A 26,261-nucleotide genomic window follows, 5' to 3' on the forward strand; every position below is an offset into this window, starting at 1 on the left:
ATGTTGCCCTGCACGTTGTGGTTGAGAGCCTTCAGCCTATTCAGGCGCCGAAGGGCGCGGGGAGTAACAAGGTCGTCGCGAATCCCGCTACTGGCGGCAGCGTCCAGCGCCGTGCGCGCCCTTGCCCCAGCACCTGTACCCGGCCGGCCTCGCTCAGTGCTTCGAGGGCGCGTTGCACGCTGCGCTGGCTGGTGTCCAGCGCCAGCGCCAGGGCCGAGCTGGACCAGGCCTGGCCATCGCTGAGCAGTGCCAGCACTTCAGCGTTGGCGTCCTCTAGCGGCGGTGCAAGGACCACCGGATTGGCGGCGACCAGCCGATAACCGCGTGGCGTCGACTCGATACCCGCCAAAGGCTGCAACAAGCGCCGCAAGCGGCCCATTTCCACCCGCAGGCGCGCACGGTGGGTTTCGTCCGGCTGGCGGATGCGGAACACGCGGGCGATCAGCTCGGTGCGCGAGGCATCGCCCGGCCAGGCTTCCGCCAGCGCTCGGGCAAGGGCAAAGATCACCGGACGGCTGCCCAGCGACAGGCTGCCGACGCGGTTGCGGCAGGCGTCCACCACCAGGGCATCGGAGCGCAGCAGGCTTTCCACTTCATCCAGCGACAGCAGGCGCGCGGCTGGCCGGGCAATCTGCCGGGCGGCGGGTGCATCGAGCGTGCGCGTCGCCTGCTCGACTTCCGCGCGCAGGGCGGCGATACCCGACGCTGCCGCCGCCTCACTGGCCCTTTGCAGCGCAGCGCGGGCCTTGCCCGCCTGCAGCCGGCGGACGGCGATGCCGGAGGCGATCAGCCAATGCACCGTGCGCAAGGAAGGCGGCAGCGCATCCGGCTCCAGCGTGCTCAACGCTGCATCGGCGTCATCGAGCTTGCCGATCAGCAACCCACGACGGATCAGCAGGTAGCGGGCATGCGCGGCATTCAGCCGGTCGCCGTGATCCAGTAGCGCCTGCGCGGCCTGCTCCAGCGGTTCGCTCGGCCAGTTCAGCTCGCGGCTGGCCAGCGCCACTTCCGCCTCGGCCACCTGGCAACGGGCGCGCTCCATTGGCTCGTGGGCGCCGAAGGCCCGGGCGGCCTGGCGCAACAGGGTGCGGGCGCGGGGAAAGTCGCCCAATTGCGCCATGGCAATGCCACGCAAGGCCAGCGCTGGCGGGTCCGCGCGCAGTGCCACGCGGTTCAATGCGCCCAGCGGATCGCCTGCTGCCAGCGCGCGGGCAGCCGCGGTGATCAGCGAATCCATGGAAATCCCGCCACCTTTGTCACTCCCGTAGACGTCGGCCCGCTGCCTAGTCTATGCCATGCCCACCGAGCCGCCGCTGGCGGAGGAGAACTGCCATGACTGCCCATTCCATCGGCACCCGCGAAGAATGGCTGGCCGCACGCCTGGCGCTGCTGGCCGAGGAAAAGGCGCTGACCCGGCGTAGCGACGAACTGGCGCGCAAACGCCAGGCGCTGCCCTGGGTGCTGGTCGACAAGGACTACCGATTCGACACCGAGCGAGGCCCGGCGGCCCTTGCGGAGCTGTTCGACGGACGCTCGCAACTGTTGGTCTACCACTTCATGTTCGGCCCGGACTACCGCGCCGGCTGCCCGTCCTGCTCGAACATCGCCGATGGTTTCGACGGCTACGCCAGCCACCTGGCGAACCACGATGTGAGCCTGGTGGCGGTGTCCCGCGCACCGCTGGAAAGGCTGCTGGGATATCGGCGACGCATGGGCTGGAGCTTCCCCTGGGCGTCATCCCACGGCAGCGGTTTCAACTACGACTTCAACGTGTCCTTCACCGAGGCCCAGCAGCGCGGCGGGGAAGTCGACTACAACTTCCGCCGCGAAGGCCCGGCAAAGGGGCCGGCACCGGCGCCCGTGGTGGAAACCGCCGCCTGCTGCGGCACCGATGTGGCGACTTTTACCCGCGATCTGCCCGGCATGAGCAGCTTCGTTCGCGAAGGCGAGCGCATCTATCACTGCTACTCCACCTACGCCCGTGGCCTGGATGCACTCTGGGGGCTGTTCCAGTGGCTCGACCGTGCTCCGCTGGGGCGCAACGAGCAGGGCATGTGGTGGCGCCGACACGATGAATACTGAGGCTCACACGGGCTTGCGATAAGCCGGCCGCAGCCTCGTCAGCAACGCGGCCGCCAGGTCCAGCGCCGAGCACAGTACGAAGTAGAGCAGGGCGACGAACAGGAACACTTCCGTGGGATGCACCATCACCCGGTTGCTCACCTGGGTGGCGACGAAAGACAGTTCGCCAACGCCGATCACGTAGGCCAGGGAGGTGTCCTTGATCAGCGAGACCCACTGGTTGAGGAACGACGGCAGCATGATCGGCAGCGCCTGCGGCAGGATCACCAGGGTGAGCACCTGCCAAGGGCGCAGACCCAGTGCGCGGGCGGCGTCCCACTGGCCCTTGGGCAGGCTTTCGATGCCCGCGTGCACCGAGTGCGCCAGATAGGCCCCGCCGATCAGCGACAGCGCGCAGACCACCGTGCCCAGCGCCGGCACGTCGATGTGCAGGACGATGGGCAGCAGGAAGTAGACCCAGAAGATCAGCATCAGCACCGGAATGGCGCGGAAGAAACCGAGGAACGCCACCAGCAGCAGGCGTGGTTTGCCGCGCAGCACCGAGAGGGCGATGCCCAGTGCCAGGCCGATCACTGCCGAGACGAGGCCGGAGGCCAGCGCGAGAATCACCGTGAGTGCGGCGCCGCCGAGCGGGCCGTCCGGGTAGGCGCCGAGCAGGAAGTAGGACAGGTTGTCCGAGATCACCGAAAAGTCCATGTCAGGCCCCCTGGCGGTAGCGGCGCGTTTGCTGGATTGCCTGGCCCAGCGCCTCGATCAGCGCGATGGCGCCGACGTACAGCAGGGTGGCGATGCCGAACGCCTGGAAGGTCTTGAAAGTCTGCGTCTCCACCTGGCGCGAGGCATAGGAAAGCTCCGCCAGGCCGATGGCCATGGCCAGCGAGGAATTCTTCAGCGCATTCATGTATTGCCCCATCAATGGCGGCAGCGCGGTGCGCAGTGCCTGCGGCAGGATCACCCAGCGCCACACCTGCAGCGGACGCAGGCCCAGGGCCATGCCGGCCTCGCGCTGCTGCGCGCTGACCGAGGTGATGCCGGCGCGGAATTCCTCGGCAATGAACGCCGTGGTGTAGAGCGTCAGTCCCCAGGCGGCGGCGAGGAATTCGAAGGACGGCCAGGCCAGCCAGCCAAGCTCATGGGGCGTGTTCAGCCAGAAGACGAAGTCCTCCGGCAGCAGCGCCGGTACGCCGAAGTACCAGAAGAACAACTGCACCAGCAGCGGTGTATTGCGCAACAGCGCGAGATAGGCCCGCGCCGGCCAGGACAGCCAGCGCGATTTCGCCTGCCGGGCGATGGCCAGCGGCGCGCCGAGCAGGGTGGCGATAAGGCAGCAGAACAGGGAGATACCCAGGGTCAGCAGGAAGCCGTCGAGCAACCAGCGCAGGTAGGTCGGGGCGAGCAGTTCGCCGAACATGTCACGAATCCATCAGTGGAAGAAACGGCCACGCCCCGGCGAGCCGGGGCGTGGGGTGGCGCGCAGTGGAATGTGGGTCAGCTCTTGTCGCCGATCTTGTACAGGCGGGCCAGCGGGGTCTTGGTGTCCGGGCCGAACCAGGTGTCGTAGATCTTCTGCGCCTGGCCCTGGGCTTCCAGTTCGGTGAGGCTCTGGTTGACGAACTCGGCCAGGGCCTTCTCGCCCTTGGGAATGCCAACGCCGATCAGATCATTGGAAATGGTGAAGGGCGGCACTTCGTACTTGTCCTTGTCCGGCACGTTGGCCAGCAGGCCGATCAGTTTCGGGCCGTCCTGGGTGATGGCCTGGACCTGGCCGTTGCGCAGGGCGGTGAAGGCGAATGGAGTGTCGTCGTAGGCGATGACCTTGGCGCCGGGGAATTTCTCGCGCAGCACGCCTTCGTTGACGGTGCCCTTGTCGACACCGACGCGCCATTTGTTCAGCTCGTCCGGCGACTTCAGGCTGCCCTTGCGCACGATGAACTGCTGGCCGGAGGAGAAGTAGGGGATGCTGAAATCGACCTGCTCGGCTCGTTCGGGGGTGATGGTGAAGTTGGCCAGCACCAGGTCGACCTTGTTCGCGGTCAGCAGCGGAATGCGATTTGCCGGGTTGGTCGGCAGTACCTGCAGCTTGACGCCGAGCTTGTCGGCCAGCGCCTTGGCGTAATCCACGTCGAGGCCTTCGATCTGCTTGCTCTTGGCATCGACAAAGCCGAACGGCGGGTTGCTGTCGAAGGCGGCGACGCGCAGCACGCCGGCCTTCTTGATGTCGTCCAGGCGGTCGGCGTGGGCCAGGCCGGAGATGACGGCCAGGGCGAGGGCGGTAACGGCAGTGAGTTTCTTCATGAACATCCAGCTCCTTGTCGGGCCGCGCTCGTTTGACGGGGTCCCGGAATGATCGAGAGCGGGCGCTCGAGGGTGGGAGAAGCCCGCTGTAGAGCGGCGGGGGTCGCCCGCCGGCGGGGCCGAGTGTGGCAGCGCGACAGGGCGGCGGAGAAGGAATGAATTGGTCTATCTAATAACCAGACGAAATATCAGAAATAAGTCAGATAACCATTTCCATGTTTTTCGCATGCGCGCAGGAGCGGACTCCGTCCGCGATTGCTACGCCCTAGGCGCATGGGCACGGCTTGAGGACATCGCGGACGAAGTCCGCTCCTATCGCACGCCGGTCTCGTGGAAGTGCACCTGTAGGAGCGAGCTTGCTCGCGAACGAGGTTCCCGGCGACTCAAGTGCTGGGCGGTTCGCGAGCAAGCTCGCTCCTACGAAGAGCAGAAGCTGTCAGGGTTTCCAGCGGGCGGCACTGATGTCGACGGCGCGCGGCAGGATGCGTTCGGCGAGGAACAGGTCGGCGGTGCGTTGCTGCGTGGCGATGTCGGCAGCGTCCAGCGGGCGGATCGGCGAATGAGGGCGATGCTTGAAAGTTTCCGCGATCACTTGCGGGGCGAGGCCGGTAACGCGCGCCATGATTGCCACGCTGCCGGCCTCGTCGCTGCGAGTCAGTGCTTCGGCCTGGTTGAGGCTGTCCAGCACCTGGCGGATGAACTCGGGATTCTTTCCTGCGTACTCACGGCTGGACAGGTAGAACGGCCCGCTCAGCCCCACCTCGGAACCATCCGCCAATAGCCGCGCGTTGCCGCCCAGCAGCAGCGCCGAGTACCACGGGTCCCAGATGGCCCAGGCGTCCAGCTTGCCGCTCTCGAAGGCGGCGCGGGCGTCGGCCGGGGTCAAGTACAGCGGCTGGATATCGCGCAGGCTCAGGCCGGCCTGCTGCAACAGGCGCAGCAGCAGGTTGTGCGAGCTGGAGCCTTTCTGGAAGGCCACGCGCTTGCCCTTGAGCTCGGCTACGCTGTGGATCGGGCTGTCCCTGGGCACCACGACGGTTTCCGCCTGCGGCTTGGGCGGCTCGACGCCGACATAGAGCAGGTCGGCGCCGGCGGCCTGGGCGAAGATCGGCGGGATGTCGCCGGTGGAGCCCAGGTCCAGGCTGCCGACGTTCAGCGCTTCGAGCATCTGCGGGCCGGCGGGGAATTCGATCCACTGGATCTGTGTCTGCGGGAAGCGCTGCTCCAGCAGGCCATGCTCCTTGGCCAGTACCAGGCTGACGGAAGCCTTCTGATAGCCGATGCGCAATTGCGCCGGGTCCTGCGCCTGGGCGGCGCAGGCCACGACCAGCAGCAACCCGGCGAGCAGTCGTTGAAGCGGTTTCACAGGCTCATTCCTTCCAGTCGCGGGACGGTTTTTCCCAGAGGTTGATCCCGCCTTCCACGGCGTGGCGATCGATCTCCGCCAGTTCTTCTGCGCTGAAGGTGAGGTTGTCCAGGGCGGCGACGTTCTCGACGATCTGCTCGGGGCGGCTTGCGCCGATCAGCGCGGAGGTCACGCGGGCATCACGCAGCACCCAGGCCAGCGCCAGTTGCGCCAGGCTCTGGCCGCGGCGCTGGGCGATTTCATTCAGCGCGCGGGCGCGGCGGAGGTTGTCCCCGGAGAGATGCTCCGGCCGCAGCGACGCGCCGCCCGGTTGATTGACCCGCGCATCAGCCGGCACGCCATTCAGGTAGCGGTCGGTCAGCAGTCCCTGGGCCAGCGGAGTGAAGGCGATGACGCCCGTGCCCAGTTCGTCGGTGGTGGCCAGCAGGTCCTTCTCCACCCAGCGGTTGAACAGGTTGTAGGCCGGCTGATGGATCAGCAGCGGCACTTTCCACTCCTTCAGTAAGCTGGCCAGTTCGGCGGTCTTGCCGGCGGAGTAGGACGAAATACCGACGTACAGCGCCTTGCCCTGCTGCACGGCGCTGGCCAGTGCGCCGGCGGTTTCCTCCAATGGCGTGTCCGGGTCGAAGCGATGGGAATAGAAGATGTCCACGTAGTCCGCGCCCAGGCGTTGCAGGCTCTGGTCGAGGCTGGACAGCAGGTACTTGCGCGAGCTGCCGCCCTGGCCGTAGGGGCCGGGCCACATGTCCCAGCCGGCCTTGGTGGAGATGATCAGCTCGTCGCGGTAGCCGGCGAAGTCCTCGCGCAGCAGGCGGCCGAAGTTGATTTCGGCGCTGCCGTAGGGCGGGCCGTAGTTGTTGGCGAGATCGAAGTGGTTGATGCCCAGGTCGAAGGCGGTGCGCAGCAGGGCGCGCTGGCGGTCCAGCGGTACGCTGTCGCCGAAGTTGTGCCACAGGCCGAGGGAGAGGGCGGGCAGCACCAGTCCGCTGCGGCCGACACGGCGGTACGGGATGCGCTGGTAGCGGTCGGGGTGGGCGAGGTAGGTCATGAAAACTCCATTGGGTACGGGCCGCCATGGAGGCCGGCCCGTGAATCGTCAGATCGTGTAGCGATTGGCCGGGCGCTTGAGCCCGAGGTGGTCGCGCAGGGTGCTGCCGCTGTAGTCGCGACGGAACACTCCGCGACGCTGCAGTTCCGGCACCACGAAGTTGGCGACATCTTCCAGTCCGCCCGGCAGGTGCGGCACCAGTACGTTGAAGCCGTCGGCGGCGCCGCCTTCGAACCAGGCCTGGAGTTCGTCGGCGATCTGCGTCGGCGTGCCGATCAGGCTGTAGTGCCCGCGACCACCGGCGATGCGCCGGCCAAGCTGGGCCAGGGTCAGGTTCTCGCGCCCGGCCAGTTCGGTGAGCAGCAGCTGGCGGCTACGCTGGCCGCTGTCGGTCAGCGGCAGCTCGGGCAGGGGGCCGTCCAGCGGGTAGGCGGAGAGATCGAAGTTGCCGAGCATGCGCGAGAGCAGGGCGACGCCAACCTGCGGCTCCACCAGTTCCTGGAATTCCTCGAATTTCTCCTGCGCCTCGCTCTGGCTCTGGCCAACCACCACGAACACGCCCGGCATGATCTTCAGCTCATCCGGCGTACGGCCGAACTGGCCCAGGCGGCCCTTCAGGTCGCTGTAGAAGTCGCGCGCGGCAGCCAGTGAAGTCTGCGCGGTGAACACCACTTCGGCGGTCTGTGCGGCCAGCTCGCGGCCGGTCTCGGAACTACCGGCCTGGACGATCACCGGGCGGCCCTGGGGCGAGCGCGCGACGTTCAGCGGGCCTTGCACGTGGAAGTGTTCGCCTTCGTGGTTCAGCACGTGCAGCTTGGCCGGGTCGTAGTACTGCCCGCTGGCCTTGTCGCGGGTGAAGGCATCGTCTTCCCAGCTGTCCCACAGTCCCGTCACCACGTCATGGAATTCCCGTGCGCGGGCATAGCGCTCGGCGAGGCCGAAGTGTTCCTGGCGGTTGAAGTTCAGCGCCTCGGCGGCGGCATCGGAAGTCACCAGGTTCCAGCCTGAGCGACCGTTGGAGAGGTGGTCCAGCGAGGCGAACTTGCGCGCCACGTGGTAGGGCTCGTTGTAGCTGGTGGTTACGGTGGCGACCAGGCCGATGCGCTCGGTCACCGCGGCCAGCGCCGAGAGCAGCGTCAGCGGTTCGAAGTGATCGGAGCGGGCCATGCGGCTGGCGATCTCCGCCGTGGGTGCGGCGACGCTGTCGGCAACGAAGACGGCGTCGAACTTCGCCGCCTCGGCGACCTGCGCCAGGCGCTTGTACAGGCGGAAATCCAGGCCGCCATCGGCCGGGACGTCGGGGTGCCTCCAGGCGGCGACGTGGTGACCGGTGGCCATGAGAAAGGCGCCAAGGGAGAGAGTGCGTGTCATGTCGGGTTTCCTGTGTGTCCGTTGGGAGGACGCAAGGCTGTGGGGTCGATCTCATGGGCGGCGCCGGGGCGAGCCTGTGCCGCATCGGCTCAGAAGTCCTTGCGCAGCTCCACGCCGAAGTAGCGCCCGTCGTCACGCGGCACCATGCGGTAGATGTAGCTGCCGCCGCTGGCCAGCAGCGGCGAGTAGGACTTGTCGGTGAGGTTCTTGCCGAGCAGGGCGACGCGCCAGCCGTCGTTGTAGTCGGCCAGGGCGACGCTGGCGTTCCACAGGCCGTAGGCGCCCTGGATGGTGTCGGGGTTCTGGCTGAGGTCGTACTGCACCTTGTCCTGCCAGCTGTAGTCGGTGCCCAGCTCCACATCCAGGCCGTTGTCCAGCGGGATGCTGTAGTCGGCGCGCACGTAGCTCTTCCAGTCCGGGGTGAAGGGCAGCGGCTTGCCGTCGACATTGCAGCTGGACGCCGCACCCGGCGGGCAGGCGAAGCTGTCGACCCGGGCCTTGGTGTAGGCGAGGGCGCCGGAGAGTTTCAACTGGCGGGTGGCCTGGTAGCTGAAGTCCAGCTCGGCGCCTTCGGTCTTGACCTTGCCGGCGTTGATCAGGCGGGTCACCACCTGCCCGGCGACGGTGTCGTAGAAGTTCGCCTGGTAGTTGTCGTAGACGGTGTGGAACACCGCCAGGTTGGCAGTCAGGCGATTGTCCAGCGCGGTGGCCTTCAGGCCGGCTTCCCAGGAGTTGGAAGTTTCCGGCTTGAGCGCCTCGGTATCGCGCGGTTGCATGTTGAAGAACACGTTGTACGCCGGGCCCTTGTAGCCGCGCGAGTAGGTGACGTAGCTGGTGAGCTGCTCGCTGAGGTCGTACTGCAGACCGAGGCGGCCGGACCAGCCGTCCTCGTCGGTGGAGCCGGAGCTGGACGTGGACGGCTGGATGCCGGTGACCGCCGTGGCCGAGGTGGAGCGCCGGCGGTGGTCGTACTCGAGGTCATCGTGGGTGTAGCGCAGGCCGGCGATGCCGCGGAAATCATCGGTGAAGTTCAGCGTGCTCTCGCCAAACACCGCGTAGGTGTCGCTGCGCGTTCCGTAGTCGGCCACGCCGCTGTTCTGCGCCGTGGTGGAGGTCACCACGCGGCGGTAGGTTTCGTCGTCCACGGCGTGCATGTAGTACAGGCCGCCGACGTACTCGAGGAACTCGCCCCTGGGCGAGGCGAGGCGAAGCTCCTGGGAGTACTGGTCGTAGTTCAGCTCGCCCTTGTCGTGGGAGCTGGGAATGCTCGCGGTGACCTGCGACAGGCGGTCGCCATCCTGCCACTGGGTGTTGTCCCAACCGCGCCAGGCGCTGATGGACGTCAGCGTGTAGTCGCCCAGGTTCCAGTCCAGCTGCGCCGACAGGCCCTTGTTGGTGTCGTCGACGTGGGTGCGGTAATCGCTGTTGATCTTGCGGTTGTCGCTGTCCGCAGTCACCGGGCGCAGGGCGTTGGCGAACGCCGGGCTGGTGGTGCTGGTGATCACGCCGCTGGGGCCGTCATCGTTGCCCTTCATGTAGTCGGCAATCAGCGTGACCTTGAGGTCGTCGTTCGGCGTGAGTTCGAACCTGGTGCGCGCGCCGGCGCGGTTGTAGCCGTTCACCTCGTGGCCGTTGTAGACGTTGTCGACGTTGCCGTCGTAGCTGCCCACCAGGGTGGTGACGCTGGCCTTGAGCTTGCCGGGGATCAGCGTGCCGCCGATGCCAAAGCGGGTGCGGTTCTCGTTGCCGCCGCCAAAATGCGAGTAGTCGATGTAGCCGGTGGTTTCGTCGGGCACCGCGCGGGTCACCACGTTGAGCACGCCGGCCGAGGCGTTCTTGCCGAACAGCGTGCCCTGCGGGCCGCGCAGCACTTCGATGCGTTCCACGTCGAGCAGGTCCAGGGTCGCCTGGCCGGGGCGGCCGAGCACCACGCCGTCGATCACCGTCGAGACGCTCGGCTCCACGCCGGGAGAGGTGGAAATGGTGCCCACGCCACGGACGAACAGCGAGGTGTCCTTGTTCGAGGCGCCGGTGCGGAAATTCAGGGTCGGCACCTGCTGCACGATGCTGGAAATGTTGTTGCGGTTGTCGCGCTCCAGCTGTTCGCCATCGACCACCGAGACGGCCACCGGGACCTTCTGCAGCGACTCCTCGCGGCGGGTCGCGGTGACGGTCACTGCCTTGAGCGTCGGTGCCGAGTCGGCGGACTGGGTATCGCTGCCGGTGGTTTCGGCGGCCTGCACGCTGCAGGCCAGCGCGCCGATCACGCTGGCGATGCCCAGGGCCAGCGCGCTGCGTCGGCCAGTGAATTGCGGACGGCCGAGCGTCCCCCGTTGTTGCGATTGCATAGCCACTCCTTCGTGCCCTGGTCCGCCCTCGGTTCTCTTTGCCGGGGCGCCTTTTTCTACGGGACTGTTTTCTACGGGGCTGTCACGAGCGCTCGCTCGTGCGAGTGGCTGGGATCGTTGCGGACAGTTTGTGTTGTTAGCGCTAACATCGGCGAGTATCCTGAATCGCCAGATAGATCGTCAAATAATTAAAAATTAAGTTTATATTCCTGAAATACAGTAACGGGAGTGCCGAATTGGCCAACCAGACACCGCGCAAACGCCGTGGGGCAGGGCGCGTGACGCTGACCGCCGTGGCAGAACTGGCAAAGGTCTCCGCCATCAGCGTGTCGCGCTACTTCAATCAGCCGGCGCAACTGTCGGATGACCTGCGCGAGCGCATCGGCGCGGCGGTGGAGGAGCTGGGCTATGTGCCCAACCAGGTCGCCGGCGGGCTGGCTTCAGCGCGGGGCAGGGTAGTGGGGATGGTGGTGCCGAACATTTCCGGGCCGATCTTCGCCGACACCATCCAGGCCTTCAGCGACACCCTGGCGGCCCACGGCTACCAACTGTTGCTGGCGTCCAGTTACTTCTCCGAAGACAAGGAGGAAAACGCCGTGCGCGCCTTCCTCGGCTGGAACCCGGCAGCGCTGGTACTGACCAGCCATTTCCATACGCCCGCCACCGAGAAACTCATTGCGGCGGCGGACATGCCGGTGGTGGAGGTGTGGGACTACCAGCCCGGGCGCGCGCCGATCCAGGTCGGCTTTTCCCATTACCAGGTCGGCGTGGATGCCGTGCACTATCTGCACGGCAAGGGCTACCGGCGCATCGCTTTCGTGCAGAACAGCGCAGCGGGCGACTTCAGCGCCCTGGATCGCCGCGACGGCTATGCCGATACCTTGCGCGAACTGGGCGGCGAGCCCTGGATGTTCGTGCCCACCGAAAGTGCACCCTTCGAAGCCGGGCGGCAGGCCATGGAAGCATTGATGGCACGAGGGGCGGAGCGCCCCGAGGCGATCGTCTTCGCCAACGATAACCTTGCTGCCGGTGGCCTGCTCGCGGGGCAGCGCGCGGGGCTGAAGATTCCTGATGAATGCGCGGTGCTGGGGTTCGGTGATTACCCGTTCGCGCTGATGCTGCTGCCCAGCCTGTCCACCATCAAGCCGCCAGCCCGCGAGATTGGCGAGATCGCTGCGCTACGCGTGTTGCAATCCATCGGCGTGGTGCCCCTCGACGGCCCAGTGGAGCGACTGAACCTGCTCGGCTGCCGGTTGCTGGAACGCGAAAGCGCCTGAATCCCGCTGTCTGTCCGCCTACTGTAGGAGCGAGCTTGCTCGCGAACGAGTATCTCGGCGGCTCCGTAGTCGAGCAGTTCGCGAGCAAGCTCGCTCCTGCGAAATCTCAAGCGCTTACTTCGCCAGCAGGTCGATCACTTCCTGGTCGCTGAGTTGGTGGAAGTCCCGGTAATGATCGCCCACCGCACGGAACGGCGACGGGGTATCCAGGCACACCAGCGCGTCCACTTCATCGCGCAGCTTCTGTACGGTTTCTGCCGGGCCGACCGGCACAGCCAGCACCACCTTGTGCGGATGATGACTGCGCAGGCACTGCAGCGCGGCACGCATACTGCTGCCGGTAGCCAGGCCGTCATCGACGACGATCAGGTCGCGATCCGCCAGGCGCGCCGGAGCCTTTGCACCGCGATAGAGCAGGCGTCGGCGCTCAAGATCTGCTCCAGCACCTGTTGCTCGAACCACTCTGGCGGCGGGTCATAGCGTTCGAGCATCTGCTCGTCCACCACCCAGTTCGGCTCCGGGCCATCGACGATGGCGCCCAGGGCGAACTCTTCGTTGCCCGGCGCGCCAATCTTGCGCACCAGCAGCACGTCCAGCGGCGCGCCCAGGGCGCGGGCGATCTCCTTGCCAACCGGTACGCCACCACGGGGCAGGGCGAGAACCAGTGGATTCTCCAGCGGCATGTCACGCAGGACCATCGCCAGCGCCACCCCGGCATGGCGACGGTTGGTGTATTGCACTGAGGGCATCTGAACCTCCTTTCGCGAGTCTCGGCAGCGTGTCCAGGGTAAAAGGGCCGCTCGCGGATGCGTTTCCCGATTGCAGGGTAGACGGACCTGGCGGCGCCTGCGACCTGCCGGAAAGCGTTTGCCCGAGCCCGAGCGGAAGGAGCCGGGCGCGCGCAGTCTGTCCTAAGCTGTGAGCGGTAACCCGATCGAAGGTTCGGGTGTTGCGCCTGAACGGCTGTCGGCGCGCGCGAGAATCGGTGAGATACGCCAGCGTGCCGTCGCCGCCGAGGGAGCGCGGTGCGTTTCCTCGATCATGAGTGTGCTGCGGGCGGCGGGCATGCGAGGAGCAGGGCAAAAAGAAGCCCCGTCGGAAAGGGGCCAGGGGAAACGCTGGGAAGTCCGCTCACCCTAACAGCCTGAGCTTGTCAGCCAAGCAACTTGTGGCGATAGCCCGCTCCGGTTGGGGGCATATGCGCTGCGCTGGAGTTTCAGGCGTCATGCCTAGGTCACCAGGCTTCGAGGCCAGCATTGGGCAGACGCTGGCCAGTTCACCCGTGCCGCCCCGGCAACTGAACTAGACTGCTGCGCACAAAGGCCATCCACCTACTGGCATGGCCACCTTCGCCGGGAGGAATCACCATGCACGCGTACTTGATCCGCTACAGCCGCAATGGCCAACCCATGAGCACGGTGCTGCTGCAGGAGCGCCTGAGCCGCGAGCAGGCGCAGCAATTCGTCCGTGCGCTGCATGGCCCTGTGGGGCGTGACTCACGTTCGGATATCCAGGTGAATGAGGTGCTCTGCACCCAGTGAACGGGCCTGTCGAGCCTTTGAACGAATAAAACGGCGCCGATCCTTCGGCGCCGTTTGCGTAGCGGCGGGGAGCGCTGTTCAAGCGCCGGAACGCCCGCTCACCGGGAATTCAGCGGCCACTACCGTGACTGCGCTGACCGCCCTTGCGACCCGCGTCAGCTGCGCGTGCCGGATCATTCTTGAAGTTGCCGCCGCTGTGCTGGCCGCCTTTCCTGCCGGCTTCGGACGCACGTTGGGGGTCTTCTGCAAAGTTGCCTTTACCGCCTCTATGTTCGGCCATGGGAACTACTCCGTGGGAAATGTCCGTGAGAAGTGAATAGGCGAATGCCGTGCATTCACTTCATCCGAAACATATCGCGCAGGGGTGTTCGACTCTTTTTCAGAACGATCCGGCATGGCGTTGGCGAAATGCCGTTATATGTAAAGTCTTGCCGCCGGTCCGGGTGGTTTTATTGGCGGTCCCCGGAAAATGCCCCTGCATCCCGCTCAAATCCCTCAATTCATTGATATTCGCCGCAGCGGAAATGAACGCTGCGCAGCAGCTAATGGCAAGTGGCCACGGTTTCATTTTCAGCGCAGCGGCGCACGATGACTCGGGCCATGCAGGAGAGACCGATGAATCCGCCAAGCTGTCACGACGTTGCCGAGCTCCTACAGCGCAGTTACCCGCTATTCGACTTCACCTGTAACCGCCAGGAAGATGGCCGCTACCTGATCAGCCTGCAGAGCCGCTACTCATCAAGGCCGCCAACCCAGGTAATCGGGGTTCACGGCAATGAGCTGCGCACCGATCGGCAGGTCAGGAAGCTTGGCATGGAGCTCATAGGTGCACTGATGTAAGAGCGCTCAAACGACGCGTTTGCGCAGGCGGGCAATGAGTTTCTGCCGCTGTTCGCCGTCGGCTTCCCAGACCTTGCCATCCAGGGCATGGCAGATCAGCCATATTTCCTCGTTATTGAGCATCACGGCGCCGCCACCTGCTTCCGCCCGGCGCTTGCGATAGGCAGCCTGTTTCTCGGCATTGGTCATGGCGCCTTCCTTGCGGGGGCGGCCCTTGCGGGGTGCTTCGAAAGCGTCGCGCGTGGCTTTGTCCTTGGCGTCTTTCATCCGTGCTCCTTTTGCATGGTAACGCGTTACGTTTTTCGGGATGAATTTCAGGTAACGCGTTACCGATCATAGGCGCGAACGCCGGCTACGCCAATCGCCGAGAGGCGGAGCAAGGAAATTGCGCAAGCCCGTTCCGGTGATCCCCACCTACACGCAATGGAGGCTGAAGTGGAGCGACTGCGAAAGGTACTGATGGCCTCGGCTTTCAATGAGACCTGCGTCGTCCAGGTGCTGCGCGAGGCCGCACTCAAGGCTTCCACTGTGGATACCGCCACCGCGCTGATCGCGGCCGCGCAATTGCTCGAGCGCGACGCGGAAACCCTGCTTCACGCCGCCCACCGGATTGATCTCGTCCTGCACCATGCAACTGGCGAAGGCGGCGCCGTCGCGCTGGTTGTGATGGACTGACCGGCAAGCCGATAGCCGCCTTTCATTCTGTTTGAACCGTCCATGCCGGCGCCCGGTCAGTGCTTGAAGTACAGCCAGCAACCGGAGGCCCCCATGCAGGACGAATCCCTGACAAAGCGCTACCACGTCAGCTTTGTGAGAGATGGGCGGGAATTCGAGTTCGAAGCCGAGGACGAGTCCATGAGCGAGGCGCGGGCGTGGAGCCATGTCGCGCGCCACCTGCACATCCCGACCCATGATCTTCGCGGCTACCAGCAGCGTTACCACACCATCCGGCGCAACGTGGAGGCGCACAATGTGCAGGACGTCTCCTTTCGCATCGCCTGAGCAGGGCGCCTGCCAATCAGCTCAGGCCTGCGAGGAGATAAGGCGGACGTCGCTGATGGTGATGCCACAGGCGCCCAGCCATGACTCGACCCTGGCGGAGGAATGCTGCGGCCGGGGCTGCTCGGGAAATTCCCGGACGTAGATGGAGAAGGCGATCGCCTTGAGGTGGGGGATGGTCCGCGACCGCATGAGCAGGTGCCGGTCCTCGCCATTGAGTCGATACTCGATCAGCCATTGCATGGTCGCGCTGCTTCCCTGGCAGAGCCGAACTCCGATAAATACTGCAGCAAGAGTAGCCCCTGATCGCTCAGGGGCAATATCGTCAAGGGCTCGCCGTGGCGCACCGGCGACTCAGGCGGCCGCCTCCTTGCCCTGCTCGCGCCCGGCGCGGACATCGAAAGCGCCGCCGGTGAGCACGCCATCCACTGTCACGCGCCCTTTGCCTGGCAGCAGCGGAAACACCAGTTCGGCAAAACGGTAGGCCTCTTCCAGGTGCGGATAGCCCGACAGCACGAAACTGTCGACACCCAGGGCGGCGTACTCCAGCAGGCGCGCGGCAACCGTTTGCGGGTCGCCCACCAGCGCAGTGCCGGCGCCGCCGCGCACCAGGCCGACGCCCGCCCAGAGGTTCGGTGCTACCTCCAGCTTGTTGCGATCACCCCCGTGCAGCGCAGCCATGCGCTGCTGACCCACCGAATCCATCTTCGCGTAGTTGGATTGCGCAGCGGCGATGGTGGCGTCGTCCAGGTGGCTGATCAGCTCGTCGGCGGCGGCCCAGGCTTTCTCGTTGGTTTCGCGTACGATCACGTGCAGGCGCACGCCGAATCGCACCGTTCGACCCTGGCGAGCGGCACGCTCGCGCACGTCGGCGATCTTCTCGGCCACCGCGGCAGGCGGTTCGCCCCAGGTCAGGTAGGCATCCACATGCTTGGCGGCCAGGTCGTGGGCGGCAGGGGAGGAGCCACCAAAATACAGCGGCGGATAAGGCTTCTGCAGCGGCGGGAAAAAGTTCTGCGCGCCGTTCACCTTCAGATGCTTGCCGTCGAAGTCTACGGTTTCGCCCGACAGCAGGCGGCGCCAGATGGTCAGGAACTCGTCGGAAGCGCTGTAACGCTCGTCGTGACTGAGGAACACGCCGTCAGCTTCAAGCTCGGTACTGTCGCCGCCGGGGACGACATTCAGCAGCAGGCGACCGCCGCTGGCCTGGTCCAGCGTGGCGGCCTGGCGCGCCGAGGCAGTGGGATTGCCCAGCGAGGTGCGCAGGGCCACCAGCAGTTTGATACGCCGGGTGACCGGCACCAGGCTGGCGGCGGTCACCCACGGATCGAGACAGCTGCTGCCGGTGGGAATCAGCAGGCCGTCGTAGCCGAGTTGATCGGCAGCCACGGCGATCTGCCGCATGTATTCGTTGGTAGCGGGGCGGCCACTGGTGGAATGACCCAGGTAGCGGGTGTCACCGGAAGTCGGCAGGAACCAGAAAATATCGAGACTCATGGGGTGTCCTCGTTGCCATCATCGAAGTGGGGCGTTGCCCCGTCGGTGCACGCGTGGCAAGTCTTCATTGGAATTCGGGCCCGGCAGCCGTCCTTGTCGGTACGCTCGGTCAGGCAGAAGGGAAAGGGCAACTGCGTTGCGGGTTCTGCACGGCAGCAAGGCCTGTGCCAGAGCGGGAACTCGCGGTTTTTCGGGTATCCGAAGGCAGGGCGCTGTTGCTGCAGCAACAGCGCTGTTGGTTCAGTGTTGCTGTGGAAACACTCCGTACTACGAAAAAGGCATTAGGTTATGCCTTCCGGCGATTTGTCCTGGGCGGCGCGACCGATCAGGATAGGCAATCGTGATTGAAGCCTCTGAAGATCAAGGAACACAGCAAGCGATGAACGACGCCAACCGACTGAACGAACATGGCCCGGTGAACTGGCAACTGGCGCAGATCGTCGACGACCTGCGCGGCGCGCGCAATGAATGGCGCAGCCGTACTGGCCGCCATCCGGAGCAAGGCGGCCGCGAACTGCCGTCGCGCCAGTCCATCGAGGAAGTAGTGGAACGTCTGGCGAGCGCACTGTTCCCCATGCGCCTGGGGCCGAATGACCTGCGCGAAGAAAGCGAGGACTTCTTCGTCGGCCACACCCTGGACGCCGCCTTGAACGCACTTCTGCTGCAGGCTCGCCTGGAATTGCGCTATAGCGCGCGGCAGCGCGGTGACGTGGTGGATAGCCGGATCGACGAGCACGCCGTGGTGCTGGTGCGCGATTTCGCCCGGGCGCTGCCGGAAATGCGCAAACTGCTCGACGCCGATGTGCTTGCGGCCTATCAGGGCGACCCGGCAGCACGCAGCGTTGACGAGGTGCTGCTGTGCTATCCCGGCGTCGTGGCGATCATTCACCACCGCCTGGCGCATCACCTGTACAACGCCGGCTTGCCGCTACTGGCGCGGATCATCTCGGAGCTGGCGCACTCCGCGACAGGCATCGATATCCACCCTGGCGCGCAGATCGGCAGCAGCTTCTTCATCGACCATGGCACTGGTGTGGTGATCGGCGAAACCGCGATCATCGGCAAGCAGGTGCGTATCTACCAGGCGGTGACCCTGGGGGCGAAGCGCTTCACCTCCGACGAGACCGGCCAGTTGCACAAGGGCGAGCCGCGCCACCCGATCGTCGAGGATGAAGTGGTGATCTACGCCGGCGCCACCATCCTGGGGCGCGTCACCATTGGCAAGGGTTCGACCATTGGCGGCAATGTCTGGCTGACCCGCAGCGTGCCGCCTGGCAGCCAGGTGAGCCAGGCCAGCCTGCAACACGATGAGAGTCGCTGCGGAAAGGACTGAAGCCGGCGAAGCGGAGCGGGGGAGTTGACAGCTCCACCGCTCCTTCAGCAGTATCCGTCAGACATTTCGTGCAACGGCAATTTCATGCTTCCCATTCTCGACCACTCGCTCTCCGCTTCGGGCCTTCCTGCCCGGGCATGCGCGTGCGTCGTCGTTGCCAAGAAATCGAAGAAACAGTCGCTCATTTGACCGGGGCGCTGTCCCGTCAGATGGGCTGACAGGACACAAGGCGCAAGGTCGAACCCCCCCGCTTGATTCCCGCATCCCACCCTGACGGCGACCCGACGGTCAGCCAACAGGAGTTTTTGCATGTCGAATTTTCGCGGGATCTGGGTGGCACTGATCACTCCCTTTCGTGATGGCGCAGTGGACTACCCGGCACTGCAGGGGCTGGTTGCCCAGCTACTGGAACAAGGGGTCGCCGGCCTGGTGGTTTGCGGCACCACGGGTGAGGCCGCCGCGCTGAGCCAGGAAGAACAGCTCGACGTGCTAGATGCCGTTCTGCAGTGGGTTCCTTCGCAGCAGGTAATCATGGGGCTGGCTGGCAACAACCAGCGCGAGCTGCTGGCCTTCCTCGAAGATATTCAGCGTCGCCCGATAGCCGCCGTCCTGGTGCCCGCGCCGTACTACATCCGACCGTCCCAGGCGGGGCTGGAAGCCTTCTTCCGCACCGTGGCCGATGCCGCCCGCGTCCCGGTCGTGCTTTACGACATTCCCTACCGCAGCGGGGTGCGCATCGAGCGCGAGACGCTGCGCCGCATCGTGCGCCACCCCAATATTGCCGCGATCAAGGATTGCGCCGGCGACCCGGAAACGACCATGGCCCTGATCGCCGATGGGCAGGTCTCGGTTCTCACCGGCGAGGACCTGCAGATTTTCAGCAACCTCTGCCTGGGTGGCGCCGGAGCGATATCGGCGTCCTCGCATGTTCGCGCCGACCTCTATGTGCAGATGTTCCGGCAGATGGAGGAGGGCGACGTGAACTCCGCCAGGCGCACCTTCTACCGGTTGCTGCCGTGGATGCAGGCAGCGTTTGCCGAGCCGAATCCGGCAGCCGTGAAAGGTGCGCTGGCACTCCTGGGCTCTATCGCCAATGAAGTACGCGAGCCGATGCAGGCCTGCACGCCGGCGACTCTGGAGCGTTTGAAAGGCGTACTGGCGGAACTGGCTGACTAGGCGTTACTGGCGCTCGCGCAGCGACCAGGAGATTGCACGGAACGCAACAGGTAACGCGTTACTGTTATTGACCGCAATAAAGAGTAACGCGTTACGTTTATTGGCTAGGCCTTGTCTGGCACAGGCGCATCGTTGAAGCCTGCCGGTAGCAGCGACCCGGCGCAGTGATCGCGCCCGGGCAAACGGTTTATGGCCTCGATGCCTTTCCGACAATTGCCAGGAGCATTCGCCAAGAATCACTTCGGCGCAGCGAGAGACTGATCGCGAGGAACGAGGCACTCAATGCGCCACGGGAAACGATGTCGCGCTTCGATGCGCAGCGTGCCTGTCACGCCCGGGCGCACTTTCTGCTCGATGGGGATATCGAAGCCGATACCGACGGCGCTGATCGAATCGATTGCTGATGCGCGCTCATCACGATGTCGAACGATGGATGAATTCGTCCAGTGCAGCGCGACGATTCTTCGTGAAGAGAATCGCAGGACAAATTTCCCCACGAACGAGCAGGACCGCTAGCCGCCATGAAGCCAGACTGAGGCAATGATGCAAAAGACAAAAAACAGCCGAACTAGAGGTTTCGGCAGATTAAAATCCGCGACACTGGGCTCAGCGTTCCCTACAGGTAACTTCGCATAATGTATATTATGTTAAATTGCATATAGGGATGCAGATAGCTTTCTACCCAGGCCTCTGTTCCTGCCGAACTGATTCGCCACACTCTTACCCTATCCGCCGGCTCCGGCAAAACAGCTCAGCCTCACTTTGCCTGGACGGCCCCCTCAACTGCTTCGCCAGGGAGTTCCCTTCACAGGATGTCGGGTTTGCCATTTCCCAGCGCAAACCCGATCGATACGTCCTTCTGCTGTCAGTTGCTTCCACGTGCGGTTGAGTTCCACGGTCGTGCTTCGATGCGCAGCGTGCCTGTCACGCCCGGGCGCACTTTCTGCTCGATGGGGATATCGAAGCCGATACCGCCGGCAATCACTTTGCTGTTTGCGGCAATGCCCGGCTTGCCGGGGTTGTTCTCCTGGAAGCCGTACTTCAGGCTCCAGCCAACCGGTGATGCCGGATCACGCACGGCCTCGACCAGGATCTGCTTCTGCAGGATGTAACTGCCCTCGTAATGGCGCTTGAGGAAAAGCACGCCATCCACCTCGTAGTCCGGCACCAGAATGCGTAGTTCGAAGGCGAAACTGACCGACTTGGAGGTCTTCACGCTCTTGTCCGGGTCGAGGAATACCGAAAACAGATGCGGGCTCTGGCTGCGGTCTGGCGGCCTGACGCGGCCGGCATTGCCGGGGAACAGTTGTTCGTAGGAGCGGAAAATCGCTGAATTTTCCCGCACTTCTCGCCGTGTGATCTGCCACTGGCTGCCGCGGATGCTCACCGCCACCTCGAACTGGTATGACGCCCTCACCTGCTTGCCGTCCTTCATCTGCTTGTCGACTTCGGCAGGCAGGGTGATGTCGTCAATGTCGAGCACGCCGTCGAAGCGCAGTTTTCCGAACAGGAATCGCGTCAGGTTCTGGAAACCCTCCTCGGAATTGACGATGCCGTAGTACCCGGAATGGCTGCGATGGACGAAAGCCCTGGGTGAGCTGACATCCTTGCCGTCGGCGTCCGTTCCATGAGTCGTTGCATTCTCGATGCGTACCAGGCCGTCGCTCTCGTCGCCGGCGGCCCAGGCCGATGCGCCTGCCATGACCCTGTAGTCCTTGGGATTGGTACCGACCAGATTGAAAATCCAGTCGGCCGGAAAGCCACGGACTTCGGACACATCCTCGGTGCCCTTGGGCAGGCTCAGGTAATCGGCCATGCGCTCGCGGTTGAAGTTGTTGACGTCGCCGAAGGTCAGCCAGCCCGGTACGTTGCGCACGATGCGCATGTCGATGCCGTTGTGCGGCGTGGCATAGGTGAAGAGTTTTTCTACTGCATCGCGTGCCTCCTGTGTGCCCAGGCTGGCGTTCTGCAAAAAGGCCCGGCAGACCAGGCCGCCCATGGAATGGGCCACCAGATTGACGCGGAAATTCTGCGCGGTTACGCCGGCGGCAAGGTTTTCCGGGTTGTCCAGGACCTTGCGCTTGAGGGCGAGAATCAGGTCGTTCAAACCTTGGGCGAAGTGTGTGATCGGCGGTGTCTCACCAGAGCCGAAGACGCTGGAAGCCTCATCGTAGAAACGATGGATGACCACGCAGCGATAAGGAACCGCTTCGTTGCCGACGCCAAGCTTGTCGATGCCATCGAAGTACAGGTCGTCGTACTGGTATTCGCCCATCAGGCGCACCAGCGGCGATTCGAAATAGAAACGCTGGGTTTCGCCGGTCCAGCTCCGGCGCGATCGGGTGGAGCCGATGTTGAACCCCATGTAGGGATCGGAAACGGTATCTTCGATTTCCCCGGCGGTCGCGGCAAAACCGCGGACGTAAATGATCGGATGGAACGGGTGCAGTGGCGATGCAGGCATGACGAGGCTCTCCTTGCTGGACATGGCCGGGCATGACCCGGGCTGTGTGACGAGGAGCAACCTCCCGCTCTTCCTGGCAGAGCCACACCTGCTCATCGGCGTTGATCAATAGGGTTAGTCGAGGCGCTTGCGTGCGTCTACCGAGCGCCCTGGCCAGACGACGAATTGCATCTGCTGCAATCGCGCAAGCCGGGCGCCCTGCTCCGCCTGGCGCTATCCAGCGCAAGCGGCGAACTTCGTCCGGCGTCGAGGCGAGACGCAGCTATCCTGAGTTCGAACGGCCCAACGGCGACAAGGAGACGCTGCTTGAATCGGACCCGACTGTTCATCGCATCCTGCCTGTTGCTGACACCAATCCTGAGCCTTGCCGACAGCGCGGCGGCCTTCCTGCATGGCCGCGTCTACGAGCTGCGCCGCGATATGAAGCAGCCCTCCTGCGTCGAGTGGCCAAGCGGCCTTCCGAATGGCGTCTGGGGCAACGGCGGCGAATACCTGCCCGACAGTGACTATCTGAGCGCCGATGGCGAGGTGCTGATCACCTCCGCGATCTACAAGCCCGCTGGCGTTCGGGTCTCACACACCTTCTACAGGAACCGCCAGGCGTGCCAGGCCGAGCTCGCCGGAAAGCCTTCCGCTGTGCCGAGCGCTGTTCCAGCAAAGGACGTCGCCCAAGGCACCTACGTCGACAGGCTCCAGCGCGATGTCGGCAGCCGCCTGTATTTCAGCTCTGCCGAAGCCGAGACGCTGGTGAAGAAGATCAATATCGACTGCAAGGCTCCGGATGGCCGCTACCTCCCCCTCTATAACGCGCTGCTGGCCCGCCTGGATGAAGCCAGTACGCCCGAGGCCTGGATGGAGACCAGCGTGGTCAATACCGGCAAGAAGCTGCAGGTGTTCGACAGCGTTCGCCTCAAGAGTGGCAAGGAGCTCACCCCGCAATTGACCCTGGAGATCAATGAATTCGGCGGTTATGAAGCCCACGGTGTGCGCCAGCAAGCGCTGTCTAACGCGTGCTTTGGCACCTACGGCCCCATCTGGAAGCTCTAGCGGCGGCGGTATCGGCGCGGAGCCCCTGCCCCGCCTGCTGCCCGGCTGGTTTTTCCTGCGCCCTGCTGGTCAGGGCTTCCAGTCCACGCCGGAATCGGCCAGATAGGCGTCCACGGCGGCCCCCACGGTCGGATGGAACGCCGATTCGCCGAGCCCCTCGAACAACTCGAACTGTTTCATCTTGTCCTTCACCGGGTCTTTCATCTCGGCGAACTGCAACTCGACGCCACGCTGCTCCAGGATCCTGTCCAGCTCGGCGAGCATGTCGGCGGAGGTAATGTCGATGCTGGTCACCGGGCCGGCGGCGATCACCAGCCGCTGCACAGGCGTCGGCGACTCGGCCAGCGCGGCCAGTACCTGGGCCTGGAACTGTTCGGCGTTGGCAAAGAACAATGGCGCATCCCAGCGCAGCAACACCAGGCCGGGGATGCGCCGGGCATTCGGGTAACGCGTTACATCATGATAGCCGCGCACCCCGTCTACCCGCGCGAGCACGGCGTGGTGCGGCCGCCAGCCATCCCAGAGGAATTCGATTACGGAGATCGCCACGGCGATGCAGATGCCCGGAATCGCACCGAACACCGCCACGCCGGCAAAGCAACTGATGGATAGCCAGAACTCCCACTGCTGCAAGCGGAAGATGCGCTTGAGGTCAGTGAACTCGAACAGCCCGATCGCGGCGGCGATCACCACGGCTGCCAGCGCGCTGTTAGGCAGGTATTGCAGGAGATCGGGGGCGAACAGGAGCAACAGGGTAACCGCCAGGGCGCCGACGACACCGGTGAGCTGCGTCTGCGCCCCGGCCGCTTCAGCCACCGGCGTGCGCGAGGAGCTGCTGCTGATCGGAATGCCCTGGAACAGCCCTGAGGCGACGTTCGCCACACCGAGACCGAACATTTCCTGGTTCGGGTTCACCGGGGCCTTCAATCGCGCCGCATAGGTGCGCGACAGTACGCTGGTGTCGGCGAAGGACACCAGCGCCACTGCCACGCCACCAAGCAGTACTTCGACCAGGTCGATATCGCTCAGCCACGGCAAGGCGAACGACGGCAGTCCTTGCGGCAACTGCCCCAGCACCTTCACGCCGTGGCTGCCCAGGCCGAACAGGCTGACTGCCAGTGTCGCCAGGATCACCGCAATGAGGATGCCCGGAATGCGCTTGCAGGGCTTGAGCAGCAGGATCAGCAGCAGGCTGCCGGCGCCCACGGCGAAGCTGGTCCAGTTGGCCTTCCCCTCCAGCAACGCCTGGCCGAGGTGCCAGAGATCGCGCAGTGGCCCCTCGCTGTCGAGCGTAAGGCCGAACAACCTGGGCAACTGACTGATCAGCACGGTGAGCGCGATGCCATTCATGTAGCCGTAGCGGATCGGTTTCGACAGCAGTTCGGTGATGAAGCCCAGGCGCAGCAGCCCGGCGATCATGCACACGGCACCTGACACCAGCGCCATCAGACTGGCGATGGCAATGGCTCGCTGTGGGTCGCTCGCCGCGTATTGCACCACCACCGCGAGGATCGGCGCGGCCAGCGCCGAATCAGGGCCGAGCACCAGGATGCGGCTGGGTCCGAACAGCGCGTAGGCGAGCAGCGGGATGATGGTCGCGTACAACCCGTAGATGCCCGGCACGCCGGATGCCTCGGCATAGGCGATGCCCACCGGCACCAGCATGGTGGTCAGCACCAGGCCGGCGGCCAGGTCCTTGGGCAGCCAGCGCGCCTGGTAATCGCGCAAGGTGGCGAGGCCTGGCAACCAGCGCTGCCAGTCGAAGCCGGAACGGGCTCGCGACGGGGTGTCGGACATCGGCAATGTGACTCCAGGCGAAGACGGCGCGCTGTTCGAGCGAAGCGGCCAGCTGACCGTGATGCAGCGTAGTTCAGCGTTCGGGCAAAGAGTGGCGCGGGTTCGGCGCCGGACTGCCGATTCGCACCTAAACTCCAGTCCAGCCCGACACCAGCGGAGGCGCCCGGCCATGAGCAGTTTGTTCGACGCTATCCTACTTGGGCTGCTCGCCTTGCTGCCCCTGATCAATCCACCGACGACAGTGGCGCTGTTTCTTGCCCTGTCCCAGGGGTTCAGCCACGAAGAGAAGAATCAGCAGGCGCTGCGGACCGCCTGCTACGTGTTCATCATCATGGCGCTGACCTACTACATCGGCGAGTTCATCATGGGGGTGTTCAGCATCTCGATTCCGGGGCTGCGCGTCGCCGGGGGCGGCATCCTCTGCATCATCGGCGGGCGCATGCTGTTTCCCGCCCCCATGCCCTCCCCTGATGCCCGTGAGGAGGCGCCCGAGCGCACCAGCTTCGCCTTCATCCCGCTGGCCATGCCCAGCACCGCCGGGCCCGGCACCATCGCGATGATCATCAGCTCTTCAGCCAGCATCAAGCACAGCACCAGCTTTCCACCCTGGGTGATTCTGGTCGCGCCACCGCTGATCTTCCTCTGCACCGCGCTGATCCTCTGGGGCTGCCTGCGCGCCTCGGACCTGATCATGAAAGCCACGGGCAAGTCCGGCATCGATGCGATTTCGCGGCTGATGGGCTTCCTGCTGGTGTGCATGGGCGTGCAGTTCGCCATCAACGGCTTGGTGGAGGTCATGCAGGGGCTGATCAATGCCAACGCGCATCTATTGCAGCAGCCTTGAGATCGACCGGCGCCTGCTGGGAGCAAGAGCAAGCATGTTGGCGAACGATTGACACCGCTGCCGGCGGAAAAATGTTCGCGAGCAAGCTCGCTCCTACAGATAGTCGCTCAGTTGCCGGCGCTGGCCAGCAGCCGACGGGCGCGGCCGAGCACTGGCGCGTCGACCATCTGGCCGTCGACCTGGAAGGCTGCCGCGCCGCTCTCCGCCGCAGCCACCACCCGCCGGGCCCAGTCCAGTTCGTCGGTGCTAGGGGCCAGTGCTGCATGGGCGACGCCGACTTGCCTGGGGTGGATGCACAGCGCACCGAGCAACCCGAGGTCGCGGCCATGGCGGATGGTCGCGGCGAAGCCTTCGGCGTCGTCGAATGCGGGGAAGACGGTATCCAGCGGTGGCTGCAGGTCATTCACCCGCGAATGCAGCAGCAGGCTCAGACGAACCTGGTCGTAGACCACGGCGGCCGCCGCAGTGCCGCTGCTCATGCCGATATCCAGCGCCAGGTCGAGGCCGCCGAACGTCAGGCGTTCCACGCCTTCGCAGGCGGCAATTTCGCCCAGCGCAAGCAGGCCGCGGGCGCTCTCGATCAGCGGCCACACCGGCTTGCCGCAGGACGCGGCGATGCGCACCTGCATGGCGCGCTCGGCCTTGGGCAGCAGGATGCCGATGACGCCAGGCAGGCGCCCGCACAGCTCGAGATCGGCCGCCTGCTGCGGATCGCCAGCGGCGTTCACCCGCACGCGCACGCGGGCGTCAGGATTGGCGCCGAGGAAGGCTTCAAGGTTGTCGCGGGCCTGGCTCTTGAGCGACGCCTCGACAGCATCCTCGAAGTCGACGATCACGGCGTCGGCACCGCTGGCCAAGGCCTTGGCGAAACGTTCCGGGCGGCTGCCGGGCACGAACAACGCGGTTCGCACAACTGGATTCATGGGGCTTTCCTGA

General features: G+C 64.9%; 28 protein-coding genes. 10 read left to right on the plus strand and 18 right to left on the minus strand.

Going from position 1 to position 26,261, the window contains the following annotated elements:
* Positions 1–40: 40 nt before the first annotated feature.
* Positions 41–1,237 carry a helix-turn-helix domain-containing protein gene (locus N5C91_RS10495; RefSeq protein WP_279829439.1) on the minus strand — a complete coding sequence of 399 codons (1,197 nt, stop codon included), beginning with the start codon at positions 1,235–1,237 and terminating at the stop codon, positions 41–43.
* Positions 1,238–1,332: 95 nt separating this feature from the next.
* Here N5C91_RS10495 and N5C91_RS10500 point away from each other — a divergent pair, with 95 nt between their 5' ends.
* Entirely contained in the window at positions 1,333–2,082 is a 750-nt protein-coding gene (locus N5C91_RS10500; RefSeq protein ID WP_279829440.1) for a thioredoxin family protein, read from the plus strand.
* 3 nt (positions 2,083–2,085) lie between these two features.
* Here the strand turns inward: N5C91_RS10500 and N5C91_RS10505 are convergent, their stop codons facing one another.
* The 7 genes from N5C91_RS10505 to N5C91_RS10535 all read right to left on the minus strand — a co-directional run bounded on the left by N5C91_RS10505 (position 2,086) and on the right by N5C91_RS10535 (position 10,510).
* Entirely contained in the window at positions 2,086–2,778 is a 693-nt protein-coding gene (locus N5C91_RS10505; RefSeq protein ID WP_279829442.1) for an amino acid ABC transporter permease, read from the minus strand.
* A gap of 1 nt (position 2,779) precedes the next feature.
* Positions 2,780–3,493, minus strand: a complete 714-nt coding sequence (locus N5C91_RS10510) for an amino acid ABC transporter permease (RefSeq protein ID WP_279829444.1) — start codon at positions 3,491–3,493, stop codon at positions 2,780–2,782.
* Between the two features lie 77 nt (positions 3,494–3,570).
* Positions 3,571–4,377 (minus strand): ABC transporter substrate-binding protein, encoded by an 807-nt coding sequence (locus N5C91_RS10515; RefSeq protein ID WP_236175883.1) that lies wholly within the window; start codon positions 4,375–4,377, stop codon positions 3,571–3,573.
* Positions 4,378–4,813: 436 nt separating this feature from the next.
* On the minus strand, positions 4,814–5,743 hold the full coding sequence (locus tag N5C91_RS10520; protein WP_279829446.1) for an aliphatic sulfonate ABC transporter substrate-binding protein: 930 nt from the start codon (positions 5,741–5,743) through the stop codon (positions 4,814–4,816).
* A gap of 4 nt (positions 5,744–5,747) precedes the next feature.
* Positions 5,748–6,791 carry an L-glyceraldehyde 3-phosphate reductase gene (gene mgrA, locus N5C91_RS10525; RefSeq protein ID WP_279829448.1) on the minus strand — a complete coding sequence of 348 codons (1,044 nt, stop codon included), beginning with the start codon at positions 6,789–6,791 and terminating at the stop codon, positions 5,748–5,750.
* 48 nt (positions 6,792–6,839) lie between these two features.
* Positions 6,840–8,162 carry an LLM class flavin-dependent oxidoreductase gene (locus tag N5C91_RS10530; RefSeq protein ID WP_279829450.1) on the minus strand — a complete coding sequence of 441 codons (1,323 nt, stop codon included), beginning with the start codon at positions 8,160–8,162 and terminating at the stop codon, positions 6,840–6,842.
* Between the two features lie 89 nt (positions 8,163–8,251).
* A complete protein-coding gene (locus tag N5C91_RS10535) occupies positions 8,252–10,510 on the minus strand; it encodes a TonB-dependent receptor (RefSeq protein ID WP_279829452.1) in 2,259 nt (752 codons plus the stop codon).
* A 236-nt stretch (positions 10,511–10,746) separates the two neighbouring features.
* Between N5C91_RS10535 and N5C91_RS10540 the strand changes: the two genes are divergently transcribed.
* Positions 10,747–11,787: a LacI family DNA-binding transcriptional regulator gene (locus N5C91_RS10540; protein ID WP_279829454.1), complete on the plus strand. Its 1,041-nt coding sequence runs from the start codon at positions 10,747–10,749 to the stop codon at positions 11,785–11,787.
* A 114-nt stretch (positions 11,788–11,901) separates the two neighbouring features.
* Here N5C91_RS10540 and N5C91_RS31885 read toward each other — a convergent pair whose 3' ends face one another.
* Together N5C91_RS31885 and N5C91_RS31890 are read right to left on the minus strand one after the other, a co-directional pair.
* Positions 11,902–12,249, minus strand: coding sequence for a phosphoribosyltransferase family protein (locus tag N5C91_RS31885; RefSeq protein WP_347881670.1), 348 nt, complete (start codon positions 12,247–12,249; stop codon positions 11,902–11,904).
* Positions 12,153–12,536, minus strand: coding sequence for a hypothetical protein (locus N5C91_RS31890; protein ID WP_347815389.1), 384 nt, complete (start codon positions 12,534–12,536; stop codon positions 12,153–12,155). The genes N5C91_RS31885 and N5C91_RS31890 overlap by 97 nt, the downstream gene beginning before the upstream one ends.
* 618 nt (positions 12,537–13,154) lie before the next feature.
* Between N5C91_RS31890 and N5C91_RS10550 the strand changes: the two genes are divergently transcribed.
* A complete protein-coding gene (locus N5C91_RS10550) occupies positions 13,155–13,328 on the plus strand; it encodes a hypothetical protein (RefSeq protein ID WP_236175889.1) in 174 nt (57 codons plus the stop codon).
* Between the two features lie 109 nt (positions 13,329–13,437).
* Here N5C91_RS10550 and N5C91_RS10555 read toward each other — a convergent pair whose 3' ends face one another.
* Positions 13,438–13,608, minus strand: a complete 171-nt coding sequence (locus N5C91_RS10555) for a general stress protein (protein WP_236175890.1) — start codon at positions 13,606–13,608, stop codon at positions 13,438–13,440.
* Positions 13,609–13,943: 335 nt separating this feature from the next.
* Between N5C91_RS10555 and N5C91_RS10560 the strand changes: the two genes are divergently transcribed.
* Positions 13,944–14,168 (plus strand): hypothetical protein, encoded by a 225-nt coding sequence (locus N5C91_RS10560; RefSeq protein WP_236175891.1) that lies wholly within the window; start codon positions 13,944–13,946, stop codon positions 14,166–14,168.
* A gap of 6 nt (positions 14,169–14,174) precedes the next feature.
* Here N5C91_RS10560 and N5C91_RS10565 read toward each other — a convergent pair whose 3' ends face one another.
* Positions 14,175–14,435, minus strand: coding sequence for a hypothetical protein (locus tag N5C91_RS10565; RefSeq protein WP_236175892.1), 261 nt, complete (start codon positions 14,433–14,435; stop codon positions 14,175–14,177).
* A 192-nt stretch (positions 14,436–14,627) separates the two neighbouring features.
* Between N5C91_RS10565 and N5C91_RS10570 the strand changes: the two genes are divergently transcribed.
* Both N5C91_RS10570 and N5C91_RS10575 read left to right on the plus strand, forming a co-directional pair.
* A complete protein-coding gene (locus tag N5C91_RS10570; protein ID WP_279829457.1) occupies positions 14,628–14,843 on the plus strand; it encodes a hypothetical protein in 216 nt (71 codons plus the stop codon).
* Between the two features lie 93 nt (positions 14,844–14,936).
* Positions 14,937–15,170 (plus strand): hypothetical protein, encoded by a 234-nt coding sequence (locus N5C91_RS10575; RefSeq protein WP_236200345.1) that lies wholly within the window; start codon positions 14,937–14,939, stop codon positions 15,168–15,170.
* Between the two features lie 21 nt (positions 15,171–15,191).
* Here the strand turns inward: N5C91_RS10575 and N5C91_RS10580 are convergent, their stop codons facing one another.
* Both N5C91_RS10580 and ssuD read right to left on the minus strand, forming a co-directional pair.
* A complete protein-coding gene (locus N5C91_RS10580) occupies positions 15,192–15,410 on the minus strand; it encodes a hypothetical protein (protein ID WP_236175895.1) in 219 nt (72 codons plus the stop codon).
* A gap of 111 nt (positions 15,411–15,521) precedes the next feature.
* Positions 15,522–16,664, minus strand: coding sequence for an FMNH2-dependent alkanesulfonate monooxygenase (gene ssuD / locus N5C91_RS10585; protein ID WP_279829462.1), 1,143 nt, complete (start codon positions 16,662–16,664; stop codon positions 15,522–15,524).
* 379 nt (positions 16,665–17,043) lie between these two features.
* Between ssuD and epsC the strand changes: the two genes are divergently transcribed.
* Together epsC and dapA are read left to right on the plus strand one after the other, a co-directional pair.
* The gene (gene epsC / locus N5C91_RS10590; RefSeq protein WP_236175896.1) at positions 17,044–17,997 is read left to right on the plus strand and encodes a serine O-acetyltransferase EpsC; all 954 of its coding nucleotides are present in this window, start codon (positions 17,044–17,046) and stop codon (positions 17,995–17,997) included.
* A gap of 309 nt (positions 17,998–18,306) precedes the next feature.
* Positions 18,307–19,173, plus strand: a complete 867-nt coding sequence (gene dapA / locus N5C91_RS10595; protein ID WP_279829466.1) for a 4-hydroxy-tetrahydrodipicolinate synthase — start codon at positions 18,307–18,309, stop codon at positions 19,171–19,173.
* Between the two features lie 236 nt (positions 19,174–19,409).
* On the opposite strand, the gene N5C91_RS10600 is transcribed toward dapA, so the two are convergent.
* Together N5C91_RS10600 and N5C91_RS10605 are read right to left on the minus strand one after the other, a co-directional pair.
* A complete protein-coding gene (locus N5C91_RS10600) occupies positions 19,410–19,670 on the minus strand; it encodes a hypothetical protein (protein WP_279829468.1) in 261 nt (86 codons plus the stop codon).
* 368 nt (positions 19,671–20,038) lie between these two features.
* Positions 20,039–21,637: a hypothetical protein gene (locus N5C91_RS10605; RefSeq protein WP_279829470.1), complete on the minus strand. Its 1,599-nt coding sequence runs from the start codon at positions 21,635–21,637 to the stop codon at positions 20,039–20,041.
* A 165-nt stretch (positions 21,638–21,802) separates the two neighbouring features.
* Here N5C91_RS10605 and N5C91_RS10610 point away from each other — a divergent pair, with 165 nt between their 5' ends.
* On the plus strand, positions 21,803–22,684 hold the full coding sequence (locus N5C91_RS10610; RefSeq protein ID WP_279829472.1) for a hypothetical protein: 882 nt from the start codon (positions 21,803–21,805) through the stop codon (positions 22,682–22,684).
* 69 nt (positions 22,685–22,753) lie between these two features.
* On the opposite strand, the gene sulP is transcribed toward N5C91_RS10610, so the two are convergent.
* Positions 22,754–24,481 (minus strand): sulfate permease, encoded by a 1,728-nt coding sequence (gene sulP, locus N5C91_RS10615; protein ID WP_279829473.1) that lies wholly within the window; start codon positions 24,479–24,481, stop codon positions 22,754–22,756.
* Positions 24,482–24,650: 169 nt separating this feature from the next.
* On the opposite strand from sulP, the gene N5C91_RS10620 reads away from it, so the two are divergent.
* Positions 24,651–25,325 carry a MarC family NAAT transporter gene (locus tag N5C91_RS10620; protein WP_236200338.1) on the plus strand — a complete coding sequence of 225 codons (675 nt, stop codon included), beginning with the start codon at positions 24,651–24,653 and terminating at the stop codon, positions 25,323–25,325.
* A 107-nt stretch (positions 25,326–25,432) separates the two neighbouring features.
* Here the strand turns inward: N5C91_RS10620 and N5C91_RS10625 are convergent, their stop codons facing one another.
* Complete coding sequence (locus N5C91_RS10625) at positions 25,433–26,248, minus strand: CoA ester lyase (protein ID WP_279829477.1); 816 nt, start codon at positions 26,246–26,248, stop codon at positions 25,433–25,435.
* Positions 26,249–26,261 lie beyond the last annotated feature (13 nt).

This window comes from Pseudomonas sp. GD03903 (assembly GCF_029840045.1).
GTDB classification, from domain to species: domain Bacteria; phylum Pseudomonadota; class Gammaproteobacteria; order Pseudomonadales; family Pseudomonadaceae; genus Pseudomonas; species Pseudomonas pseudonitroreducens.

Excerpts from the sequence above, each read along its gene's own strand:
- N5C91_RS10495 (WP_279829439.1), bottom strand. The coding sequence starts at position 1,237 with ATGGATTCGCTGATCACCGCGGCTGCCCGCGCGCTGGCAGCAGGCGAT.
- N5C91_RS10500 (WP_279829440.1), top strand. The coding sequence starts at position 1,333 with ATGACTGCCCATTCCATCGGCACCCGCGAAGAATGGCTGGCCGCACGC.
- N5C91_RS10505 (WP_279829442.1), bottom strand. The coding sequence starts at position 2,778 with ATGGACTTTTCGGTGATCTCGGACAACCTGTCCTACTTCCTGCTCGGC.
- N5C91_RS10510 (WP_279829444.1), bottom strand. The coding sequence starts at position 3,493 with ATGTTCGGCGAACTGCTCGCCCCGACCTACCTGCGCTGGTTGCTCGAC.
- N5C91_RS10515 (WP_236175883.1), bottom strand. The coding sequence starts at position 4,377 with ATGAAGAAACTCACTGCCGTTACCGCCCTCGCCCTGGCCGTCATCTCC.
- mgrA (WP_279829448.1), bottom strand. The coding sequence starts at position 6,791 with ATGACCTACCTCGCCCACCCCGACCGCTACCAGCGCATCCCGTACCGC.
- N5C91_RS10530 (WP_279829450.1), bottom strand. The coding sequence starts at position 8,162 with ATGACACGCACTCTCTCCCTTGGCGCCTTTCTCATGGCCACCGGTCAC.
- N5C91_RS10535 (WP_279829452.1), bottom strand. The coding sequence starts at position 10,510 with ATGCAATCGCAACAACGGGGGACGCTCGGCCGTCCGCAATTCACTGGC.
- N5C91_RS31890 (WP_347815389.1), bottom strand. The coding sequence starts at position 12,536 with ATGCCCTCAGTGCAATACACCAACCGTCGCCATGCCGGGGTGGCGCTG.
- N5C91_RS10550 (WP_236175889.1), top strand. The coding sequence starts at position 13,155 with ATGCACGCGTACTTGATCCGCTACAGCCGCAATGGCCAACCCATGAGC.
- N5C91_RS10555 (WP_236175890.1), bottom strand. The coding sequence starts at position 13,608 with ATGGCCGAACATAGAGGCGGTAAAGGCAACTTTGCAGAAGACCCCCAA.
- N5C91_RS10560 (WP_236175891.1), top strand. The coding sequence starts at position 13,944 with ATGAATCCGCCAAGCTGTCACGACGTTGCCGAGCTCCTACAGCGCAGT.
- N5C91_RS10565 (WP_236175892.1), bottom strand. The coding sequence starts at position 14,435 with ATGAAAGACGCCAAGGACAAAGCCACGCGCGACGCTTTCGAAGCACCC.
- N5C91_RS10570 (WP_279829457.1), top strand. The coding sequence starts at position 14,628 with ATGGCCTCGGCTTTCAATGAGACCTGCGTCGTCCAGGTGCTGCGCGAG.
- N5C91_RS10575 (WP_236200345.1), top strand. The coding sequence starts at position 14,937 with ATGCAGGACGAATCCCTGACAAAGCGCTACCACGTCAGCTTTGTGAGA.
- N5C91_RS10580 (WP_236175895.1), bottom strand. The coding sequence starts at position 15,410 with ATGCAATGGCTGATCGAGTATCGACTCAATGGCGAGGACCGGCACCTG.
- ssuD (WP_279829462.1), bottom strand. The coding sequence starts at position 16,664 with ATGAGTCTCGATATTTTCTGGTTCCTGCCGACTTCCGGTGACACCCGC.
- epsC (WP_236175896.1), top strand. The coding sequence starts at position 17,044 with ATGAACGACGCCAACCGACTGAACGAACATGGCCCGGTGAACTGGCAA.
- dapA (WP_279829466.1), top strand. The coding sequence starts at position 18,307 with ATGTCGAATTTTCGCGGGATCTGGGTGGCACTGATCACTCCCTTTCGT.
- N5C91_RS10605 (WP_279829470.1), bottom strand. The coding sequence starts at position 21,637 with ATGCCTGCATCGCCACTGCACCCGTTCCATCCGATCATTTACGTCCGC.
- sulP (WP_279829473.1), bottom strand. The coding sequence starts at position 24,481 with ATGTCCGACACCCCGTCGCGAGCCCGTTCCGGCTTCGACTGGCAGCGC.
- N5C91_RS10620 (WP_236200338.1), top strand. The coding sequence starts at position 24,651 with ATGAGCAGTTTGTTCGACGCTATCCTACTTGGGCTGCTCGCCTTGCTG.
- N5C91_RS10625 (WP_279829477.1), bottom strand. The coding sequence starts at position 26,248 with ATGAATCCAGTTGTGCGAACCGCGTTGTTCGTGCCCGGCAGCCGCCCG.